Here is a 10,122-nt window from a genome sequence, read left to right on the forward strand (position 1 = left end):
GTGCCAACACGCTCACACCGCGTTGATCAGGCTGAGATGCAAGCAGCCAGGAATCCCGGGTCGACACCCCAAGGGCCCCCCTAAAGCACCCCAAGCCCCCGCCCGCCGAGAACCAGCCGCGCTGAGCGATATGACGCCCGTGGCGGCGGCATCTGTCACCCGACGGCTTCCCTCATCTGTGTCCGCGGCCTCAGCCAGCGCCGGTTCACCGGGTTGATCACCGTCGTACGCAGCAGCCACGAGACCGCCTCGTTGACAGCGAACAGGGCCACGATGAACACCAGCCCCTCGACCCAGCCGAACTTCCGGCCCGCCAGCAGGAAGAACACGATCTCGATCAGCAGGTAGTGCACCAGGTAACGGGAGTAGGAGATGCGGCCCATCCGGATGAACAAGCGCGTGCGCAGTAGTGAGCCACGGCCCTGCGTGTCATTGGCGGCGGCAGCCGCGATCAGCAGTGCCATGGGGATGACCACCGGCGGGCCCCAGCTGTACAGGCCGGGCAGGACGAAGGAGAGCGCCCACCCCACAAGCAGTATCACCACCGCGTGGCCGAGGCGCAGGCCGATCCACCGCCCCGTCATGACGATGCGGGCCATCACCATGCCCAGCACGAAGTCCAGCATGCGCACCGGCGGCAGCGCGTAGACGAACCAGCTCGCCAACCACGGAAGGGCGTCCCACGGGGACTGCTGGCCATCCGGCAACGGCTGTGCGACGAGCGGCGCCACGATGACCCCGGCGGCCAGCACACCCGCCAGCGCCCACAGGCGTTGCGGACGGACCCGCGCGATCATCGCGTTCAACCAGGGGAAGCACAGGTAGAAAAGCAGTTCACAGGACAACGCCCACGTCGGTGGGTCGGTGGCGGCCACCACCTGCGGCACCGGGACCCAGGCATTGAGCAGCAGCAGGCTCGGCAGCGTCGCCCCGGCGGTGACGGCCTGGCCGATCACCAGCATGACGCCGATGCCCGCCAGCCAGCACACCAGATAGCCAGGGTAGATCGAGACGAACCTGCGGCGGAGGAAGCCCCCGACGGTGTCCTTCTCCCGCGCCGACCATGTCAGCACGAACCCGCTGAGCATGAAGAAGAACATCACCGAGCCGATCGCAGGCTCGTTGAACACGTTCTTCAGCGTGGAGTTCGCCTCCGCGCTGGTGAAGACCCCCCTGTTCACGGTGTGGCTGAGGAAGACCATCAACGACGCCACAAACCGCAGGCCGATCAGTGTGTCGAGCCGCGCTCGTGCTCTCACCGCACTACCTCCGGACTCCGTAGTGAACCCCATGGCTAGCCCCCGAGTCCGACCAGCGCCCTGGCCACACGCTCGTACGCGGCCCACGGCAGCACCGCGCGAAGGGCGATCTGCGTCCACGCGTCGGCGCCGACCGGGTGCCGCAACCGGCTGGTGCGCCCGGTGGCCACTCGCGCCACCGCCTTGGCGACCCGGTCCGGGTTGCCGAGGTGGTGGGCGATGTAGTCGGTGTAGAACGCCCGCAACCGCGCGAAGTCGCGGGCGTAGTCGGAGGATTGCGGGAAGTCCGCGGCCAGCATCGGGGAGTCCCAGATGCCGGTGCGGAACGCCCCCGGTTCGACCAGCGCCACCCGGACACCGGTGCTGCGCAGTTCCAGCCGCAGTGTCTCCGCATAGCCCTCGATGGCGAACTTGGACGCGCAGTACACACCCAGCAGCGGGGTCGGCACCCGGCCGCTGAGGCTGGACACCATCACCACCCGGCCGCGTCCGGCCGCGCGCATCGAGGGCAGCACCGCGTTGGTCACGGACACGTGGCCGAACACGTTGGTCTCGAACACCTCTCGCCACTGCGACAAGGGAGCTTCCTCGGCGAAGTTGGGTGGCGCGATCCCGGCGTTGTTGACCAGGACGTCGATCCGCCCAGCCATGTCGAGCACCGTGCCGACGCACCCGCGGACCGATTCTGCGCTGCGGATGTCCAGTGGCAGCACGGTCACGTGCTCACCTGTCAGTTCCCCCGGCCGCGCCCGGCGCTCCGCGTCACGCATCGTGGCCACCACGTGGAAACCCCTGCGTACCAGCGCGGGTACCGTACGCAGACCAATGCCGCTGGAACAGCCGGTGACCAGCGCGAGCGGCCTGTTCAGTCCGGTTGGTGGGGTGTCGGGGACCATCGCTCAGAATCCGTGCTCGCGCTTGAGCTCGGCCAGCGTCTCGACGAAGCCGTCCAGATGGTCCTGGGACAGCCTGTCGTTGAGCAGCAGCCTGATCACGGCGTTGTTCTTCTTGACCGCCGGGTAGCGGAAGACCGGGACCAAATACCCGCGCTCGGCGAACTGCAGCCGCAGCGTCTCGGCGATCTCGTCGTCGCCGACGTGGATCGAGGTGACATAGGTGGGGGTTGGGCTGATGACGCAGCCAATGGCCGTCAACTGGGCACGCAGTGCGTCGACCCGGTCGAGATAGCGACTGATCGCCGATCGGTCAGCGGTCATCCTGCGCAGCACATGGGCGATCGCGGCAGCGGTGGGCGGTTGGATCGCAGCGGTGAACATCGACGTGCCCGACATGTACTCGAACGCCTCGATGGCGTCGGCAGGCCCCATCAGCGCGCCCCCCTCGAGGCCGACGGCCTTGGAGAACGACACCATCAGGAAGGTCACCCGGCGCAGTGCCTCGTACTCGTCGGCGAACCGGGGCTCTCCATTGCCGTACACCATGAAGCCGTTGGCATCGTCGGCGAAGCTGAGTGCGCCGAACTCCTCGCACAGGTCGGCGATCTCGGCGACCGGGGCCATGGAGCCGTCGGCGGAGTACACGGTTTCGAAGCAGACGACCACCTTGCGGCCGCGGACCTCACCCAGCACCCTGCGCAGGTCCGCCATGTCGTTGTGGCGGAAGGTGAAGAGGTTCTGGTTTCGCTTGAGCTTCTCGGCGGCCTTCCACACGCTCCAGTGGCAGTCCCGGTCCAGCACGAGAACCGAGTCGGTGTTGTCCATGCCGGACTGCTGGTTGAACGAGAACCGCGTGGTCATCGCATGGACGAAGCCGACGTTGGCGAGGAGGCCGGACGCGAAGGTCAGCGCGCGCTGCCTTCCGGTGATCTCGCACAACAGCGACTCGACCTCGCGGTGCGGCTTGTTGACGCCCTGGGTGATCCGGGAGCCCCCGGTGACGAGGCCGTAGGAGTGTGCGGCGTCGGTGAACGCGCGCAGCACTGCGGGATCGTGCTGCCATCCCAGGAAGCCGATGCTCGCGAAGTTCACCATTTTGCGGCCGTCGACGGTCACGACCGCGTCGCTGGCATCGTCGAGGACCGATATGTCGTCGTAGGCTTCCTGATTGGCCTTGCTGGCCCGCATCCACTCCGTGAAACCCCACTCGTTCAGGGCGGAGGCCGTCAGGGGCAGTGTCATAACGCTTCCTCGTCTCACATAGCCGGCAGGGGTTTGACGGAGAGGTGCGGGGTCATTGCAGCGCACCGAACCGTTCGTTGATCAGCTCGGAGCTCAGACCGAAGTCGGCCGCTTCGTACGTGTGCGAGCGCCTCTTGTCGTCCTTCAACTGCAGTTCGACCATCCTCGCGCGTGTTTCGTCGGTCAGCGGGGCATCGAGACGGGCGTAGATGTCCTCGACAACACTGATCGGGTCGGCGGCGAAGTCGTCGAACCACACGTCGTAGAAGCGATGCGCATCGTGCCTGCGCCGGGCCTCGGTGAACGCGGACAGCCCGCGGTGCGTCAGGTCCAGCGCGGCCCGGCCGAGCAGTTCACCGCGGTAGACGGTGGACGCGCCGCTGGTGTGCTTGTCGATAAGGCTGCACAGGGAGGGGACGACCGTGGCCGGGTCCCGGTGTGTCTGGATCACCAGCGCGTCGGGATAGGTATCGAGCAGGGCGTCGATGCCGAATGCGTGTCCGGGGTCCTTGAGCACCCAGCGGCGACCGGGCCGGGTCAACCCGATCAGTTGCAGGTTGCGGCGGTGACGCTGGTAGGAGGGACGCAGGTCCCGGCCGGCCAGCCACTTGGAGTAGGTGGGGACGTAGCAACTGAACTCGAAGAAGAACGAGGTCAGCGACTGGCGAAGCAGAAGCCAGCATTCATCCGGCTCCGCGGCCGAGGTGTTGTGAAGTCCCAGATAGCCGGGGCGGGCGTCGACGAAGTCGCGGATGTCCTTGTCGATCTGCTGGAAGTGCGGGTTGGCGGCCCACTGTGACCGGAGCGGCCGTGGCTGCGGTGCGATGCCCAGCCACATCGGCAGGCCCTGATGGGCAGGGTCAGCGGTGAGCAGCCGGTGCAGCGCGGTCGTCGCTGTGCGCGGCATACCGGTGATGAAGACCGGCCGCTCGATACGGACCTCGGCGTGCTCCGGGTACTTCTTCCAGCCGTCCTCGCTGAGCAGGCGGCTGACGAGGATCTCGGTCAGTTCGGAGCGGGCCTGCTCCACGCCCGCCGGAGTCAGGCCGGCGTCCTTGTCGAGGGAGGAGAGCACCACCTCCAGGCCCTCGAGGTAGTCAGGTGAACCGAAGTCGAGCAGACCTGTGAGCTCGGTCGCCTTGACGTGAAGGGAGTCCACCGTTGCCACAGCATTCACAACAGATACTCCTTGCGAGTTGAAGGAAAACGACGCGCGACACCGCGCTACCGGACGGTCGGTCGTGGACGGCCAATGCACGGTGGCCAGGACGATGCCCCCACGCTGCGGCGCCTCCCGGCCAGGCTCGAAGGTCGGGACACGCGGTCGTGACGGCCGCGTTCACACCTCATGGATCACGCCGAGATACAAACAGCCAGGAGACCTCACCCACACCCCAGCCATCCCCCTAAAGCACCCCACCTGATGTCACCGGTCTGCGCGCAAGCACACCGCGCACCGTCAACTCGTCCCCGCAACGGCCCGGTAGCGGAACTGCGGTCGGGGCCCCCGGCTCAGACAGGTGTCCAGGGGCGGGACCGGCCGGTCACATGCTGCCCACCAGACCAGCCAGTTGGGCACGGCCACGGATGTTCAGCTTTCGGTAGATGTGCGTCAGATGTTGCTCCACGGTGCTGACCGTCACATAGAGCGCGTCGGCAATCTCCCGATTGGTGAAGCCCTGCGCCGCCAGATCGGCGACCTTCCCTTCGGCCGCAGAAAGGTCCGGGTACGTCGCTCCCCAGGACGAGGACGTACTCGTAAGCGATGGAGTCGGCGTCGGCGTACGGCCTGATTCGATGTGATGCGACACCAGGTCGGACGGTGTCCTGCTCGATGCGGCGGCCGCGGAGATTTCCCTCAGCGCCCAGCCGCAGCCCAGGCGCCGGGCGAGCTTTTCCGCCCTGCCCAGCGTTTTCCGGCCGTAGGCCAGTTCGCCGGTCTGCTGATACGTCTGCGCCAAGGCGCCGAGAGTGCGGGCCAGTTCGAGCGCGTCGCCGCTTCGTTCGAGCTCCGTGACCGCTTCGCGGAGGCCGGCTGCCCTGCGACCCAGCGGCGAGGCCATCGCACGCAGGCGCAGGGCTATGCCACGGGTGCGTGACGGTGTCGCGGGGAAGAGATCGAGATGCTCCTCCGCCAGGAGTCGCGCCTCATCCCTTTCCCCGAGCAGCAGCAGTGTCTGGGACACATCCAGCCGCCACGGCACCAGACCGGGCAGTTCCATGCCCCACGAGCCAAGGATGTGACCGCAACTACGGAAGTCTGCGAGCGCGGCTTGCAGGCCGCCGGTCGCGAGATGGTGACGGCCGCGCGCCCGCAAATAGACCAGTCCGTACGGGCTCCGGGCGAAGGAGGGCGGCATCGGCCGCAACAGTTCGTCAGCCACCTCCCGATGCCTGCCTTGTTCGGTCATCGCCAGGAGCATCACGCCGCGGGGCAGTCCCATGAGCGCCCCCCAGTGCTGTATGTCGAGCTGCCCCAGGGCTCGCTCCACGGAACGCACCGCATCCGATAGTTCACCCCGCCACAAGGAGACGACTCCGTCCGCCACGCACAGCATCGAGCGCCATCGCGGCGGGCTGGTCTCGTCGCCGGGCTCCGACGCGAGCCCCGCGAGCCAGGATCTGTCGGGACCATGGCGCTCGGCCGCCAACAGGGAGAACAGCGCGACCTGTACCGCTTCCAGATTCGTGGGATTGGGACGACACCGTTGCAGGATCTCTTCCGCCCGTAGCCGCACGGTGTCCTGCTTCCCCGCGACGAGCAGAGCAGGCAGCTCCCGGGCGCTGGACAACCAGGGGTATCCGCCCACGAACATCTCGGGGGGCATCTCGGAGCCCCGGCGAGAGGTGGCGCGCGTCATCCCGGGGAAGAGATGGGAGATCCAGAAATCGCTGATGGCCAGTTCGATCCAGTTGTCAGAAGTTTCGTTCATCGAGGCAAGAGACAGACCGAGCACCTCGTCGGCCTCGTCGGCGCTGCCCAGCCAGGCGAGTCGTCTCGCGAGTCGCGCCAGCCACCGACTGGACAGGCAGCCATTACGCGCGCTTTCCAGCAGAGACCTGAGCCGACGCGAGACAGCCGATGGCTCCAGCCACCAGCCGATGTCCACCAGTTTGGCGTTGATCTCCGTCCGCGTGCCATCGTCAGCGCACCAGCGCGAGGCGAATCGCAGGAGCATGATTGCGTCCTCGTACCGGTTGGACAGTGCCGCATGCTCGGCGGCCTCCCGCAGAATGCTCACCGCCCAGGGCTGCGGGGCCGATCCGTTCATGAGGAGTTGCCGGGCGATGTCTTCCGCGGGCTCACCGTCGTCGTAAAGCACTTCGGCTGCGCGCGATCGCAATTGAAACAGCGTGGTGTAGTCCGCCGACTTGAGAAGAACCTCTTGGATGCGCGGATGCAGCACCAACTGGCTCGACACCACACCGCTTGCGATCAGACCGTCGAGTATGTCGCGCAGCCTCTTTGGCTCCACATCGACCGTGTGACTCAACCGTTCCAGGCTGCATGAGGTACCGAATACGGCCATCGCCTGCACGACCTCGACCAACTGCGCACAGGCCGGGACACGAAGCCACGAGAGCACGGCATGGGTGAACGCCGATCCGAAGACCGGTACGTTCCGGTCCGCTCCGCGTGCGGCTGCGCCATCATCGAGAATGGCTTGCGTGAGGAAGGGGTTTCCACCTGCCACGGCGATAAGCTCGTCGACCAGGGTTGCCGTCGGCTCGACGCCCAGCCGTAATCGCGCCAGGTCAGTGACGCCTGCCCGGGTCAACGGCCCGGTGCTGATTCTCCGTTTTCTCACCCGGTGGAGCAGGGGGGCGGGCTCCTTGAAATTCTGCCAGGGAGTTGTGTTCCTGGGGTTGGACACCAGCACGCTGAGAGGGGCATCCTTGACCCGGCAGCCCACCTCCCGAAGCAGCGTGAACGAATCCCGGTCGACCAAATGGGCATCGTCCACCACCAGCAGTATCGGCGCCGAACTCGCGAGATTCAGCATTTGCTGAGCCAGTTCTCCGAGTTCTCTCGCAGACGAGTCCCCGGTGGCCTCTTCCACCAGCCCCCTGACCGCACCCACCACGTCGACCCTCGTATGCCCGCCGAATCCGGCCCCGCGGCCGACGAACAGGACTCTCATATCTCGCGCCCGGGCAAGGTCCGACGAAGCGGCCAGCAGAGCTGACTTACCACACCCGGCCGGGCCGCTGACGACAACGAACTCGCCACGGCCCGCCGCGCTCGATTTCAACAAGTGGGCGATTCCCGCCAATTCCGCGCCTCGTTCGACCAAGTACACGGGGACCTCCTGCCTATCCTTACAGCACAAATCCCGTCGCCGATACCGGAAGACAGGACAACGGACCACCCCCGTACTGCCACAGCACATCAAAGCAATTACTGCGATCTGCATCTACCCTAAAGGGCAACTCACCCTATCTCGGCAGACGCAGACCAAAGAGAGAGCAAAAAAGGGATGCCCGCGATGGGTCCACACGCCAGGACTCCCTCATGAACTGATTTGCAATCACACACAGCCCGACGGTCAACCCCGTTCACCACCCATACAACTTCCGTACCCATGAACTTTACCGTTCGCATGTTTCATTCCGCTACTGGACGACCCAGCAGCCGCACCTACCATGGAAGAAATAGCAGATCCCCTAGTCCTCGCCGGATGGCCGAAATCCGCTAGCAACCGACGCGGGGACGCGCCACCCAAAAGGGATGGTTTTGGGTCATTTTGCGACCTCGTCGGCATCTGACATCGCGGATATTGAGGGGAGACCAGGAAGACGCCCCGCCCTCCTTGGGCATGCCTCGGCAGTGGGCCGCAGCACGGCGTGCGCCAGAGATCCGCTGAGAACGTTTCGAACCGCAAACCGATGTGCGGGCCAGGTGCGGGGACCGGGTGCGCGCCAGAGGGCTCTGAATGCCCAGGACAATCCATGGTCGAGTTACGGCCAACTCGACGTGCGGTCGCACCTCCTCGGAGCCGAACTGCCTCAACAGGTGGCCGCTAAGCTGATCAACCTCCTCAGGAGAAGCCCTCAGCCCGCTACGAGCACCCGTCATGAACCGGAGGTTCCGTCGTGGTCCGATACAACCTCGCGAGCCTGCTGGAATTTTCTGTCACCCGGTATCCGGAGCGCACCGCAATCGTCTTCGACGGGACCCGCCTGTCCTACGCCCAGCTCGATGCCGCAGCCAACCAGGTGGCCAATCTGCTGGTCTCGACAGGCATTCGCAACGGCGACAAGGTGGCCCTGTCGATGCCGAACCTGCCGTACTTCCCCGTGATCTACTACGGCATCCTCAAGGCGGGTGCCACGGTGGTGCCGCTGAACGTGATGCTCAAGGCGCGAGAGATCGCTTACCACCTCGACGACTCCGATACAAAAGCCTACTTCGCGTTCGAGGGCACCCCCGAGTCGCCCATCGGCAACGCCGCACGCCAAGCCGTGGCCGACGCCCCCGGCCTCGATCTGTTCATTGTCGACCCCACCGCCGACCTGCCCTGGGACGCCCAACCGCCCACCTTCGACACGGTGCGCACCGATGAGGACGACACGGCTGTCCTCCTCTACACCTCCGGCACCACCGGACGGCCCAAGGGCGCCGAAATGCGCCACCGCAACATGCGCGACAATGCTCTGGTCAGCGGAGAACTGTTGGGAGTCACCGCCGGCCGGCCCGACACCTGCCTGTGTGTACTGCCACTGTTCCACTCCTTCGGCCAGACCGTGGTCCAAAACGTCTGCCTCGGCTCCGCCGGCACCCTCGTGATGCTGCCCCGCTTCAACGCCGCCACAGCACTCCACCTGATGTTCAAGGAGCAGGTGACATCCTTCGCCGGCGTCCCCACCATGTACGGGGCGCTGCTCGGCGCGCTCGGCGATTCTGTCGACGTCACCGCCCTCGCGGCCAACCTCCGCGTCGCCGTCGCCGGCGGATCAGCACTCCCACGCGAGATCCACCGTCTGTTCAAGGAACGTTTCGGCATCACGATCCTCGAAGGCTACGGCCTGTCCGAGACCGCGCCGGCCGCGGCCTTCTCCGTCCCCGGCCAGGAACCACGCGTCGGCTCCATCGGCGTGCCCATCCCCGGCGTCGAGATGAAGCTCATCAACGACGACTGGTCCGACGCCAAGGACGGCCCCGACACCATCGGTGAGATCGCCATCAAGGGGCACAACATCATGAAGGGCTACTACAAGCGCCCCCAAGCCACCGCCGAAGCGATCCGCGACGGCTGGTTCCGGTCCGGAGACCTGGCCCGCAAGGACGCAGACGGCTTCTACTACATCGTCGACCGGTCGAAAGACGTGATCATCCGTGGCGGCTTCAACGTCTATCCGCGCGAGATCGAGGAACTGCTCATGGAGCACCCGGCCGTCTCCCTCGTCGCGGTCATCGGCGTCCCCCACGAATCCTACGGAGAGGAGATCAAGGCCGTCGTCGTCAAGAACACCAACGATCCCACGACCGAAGCCGAGCTCCGGGCCTGGGCCAAAGATCACCTGGCCGCTTACAAGTATCCACGCATCGTCGAATACGTCGACGCCCTGCCCATGACGTCCACAGGGAAGATTCTCAAGCGCAACATCGGCTGACGCGGCCTGCCAGGGTTTCCTGAGGGATAGCGGGACGGTTGGCACGTTCGGGTCCCTCACGCGCCAGTGATCGCTTGGACAGCCGCCGGCCCCCGGCGCCCGAGGGCGCC

At 66.0% G+C, this 10,122-nt stretch carries 6 protein-coding genes; 1 reads left to right on the top strand and 5 read right to left on the bottom strand.

Annotated features, from left to right (window positions below; translation table 11 throughout):
* Nucleotides 1-155: 155 nt before the first annotated feature.
* The 5 genes from EEJ42_RS06380 to EEJ42_RS06400 form a co-directional block, all read right to left on the bottom strand.
* Nucleotides 156-1,259, bottom strand: coding sequence for an acyltransferase family protein (locus EEJ42_RS06380; RefSeq protein WP_184502967.1), 1,104 nt, complete (start codon nt 1,257-1,259; stop codon nt 156-158).
* Nucleotides 1,260-1,294: 35 nt separating this feature from the next.
* On the bottom strand, nt 1,295-2,155 hold the full coding sequence (locus tag EEJ42_RS06385; RefSeq protein ID WP_123098997.1) for an SDR family NAD(P)-dependent oxidoreductase: 861 nt from the start codon (nt 2,153-2,155) through the stop codon (nt 1,295-1,297).
* Between the two features lie 3 nt (nt 2,156-2,158).
* Nucleotides 2,159-3,397, bottom strand: a complete 1,239-nt coding sequence (locus tag EEJ42_RS06390) for an aminotransferase class I/II-fold pyridoxal phosphate-dependent enzyme (RefSeq protein ID WP_123098998.1) — start codon at nt 3,395-3,397, stop codon at nt 2,159-2,161.
* A 52-nt stretch (nt 3,398-3,449) separates the two neighbouring features.
* On the bottom strand, nt 3,450-4,574 hold the full coding sequence (locus tag EEJ42_RS06395; RefSeq protein WP_123098999.1) for a sulfotransferase family protein: 1,125 nt from the start codon (nt 4,572-4,574) through the stop codon (nt 3,450-3,452).
* Nucleotides 4,575-4,941: 367 nt separating this feature from the next.
* A complete protein-coding gene (locus EEJ42_RS06400) occupies nt 4,942-7,698 on the bottom strand; it encodes a helix-turn-helix transcriptional regulator (RefSeq protein WP_184502968.1) in 2,757 nt (918 codons plus the stop codon).
* Nucleotides 7,699-8,491: 793 nt separating this feature from the next.
* Here EEJ42_RS06400 and EEJ42_RS06405 point away from each other — a divergent pair.
* Nucleotides 8,492-10,012 (top strand): long-chain-fatty-acid--CoA ligase, encoded by a 1,521-nt coding sequence (locus tag EEJ42_RS06405; RefSeq protein WP_123099001.1) that lies wholly within the window; start codon nt 8,492-8,494, stop codon nt 10,010-10,012.
* Nucleotides 10,013-10,122: the final 110 nt, after the last annotated feature.

Source organism: Streptomyces botrytidirepellens (assembly GCF_003721215.1).
Lineage (GTDB): Bacteria > Actinomycetota > Actinomycetes > Streptomycetales > Streptomycetaceae > Streptomyces > Streptomyces himastatinicus.

Coding starts and splice junctions, on each gene's coding strand:
- EEJ42_RS06385 (WP_123098997.1), bottom strand. CDS start 2,155: ATGGTCCCCGACACCCCACCAACCGGACTGAACAGGCCGCTCGCGCTG.
- EEJ42_RS06390 (WP_123098998.1), bottom strand. CDS start 3,397: ATGACACTGCCCCTGACGGCCTCCGCCCTGAACGAGTGGGGTTTCACG.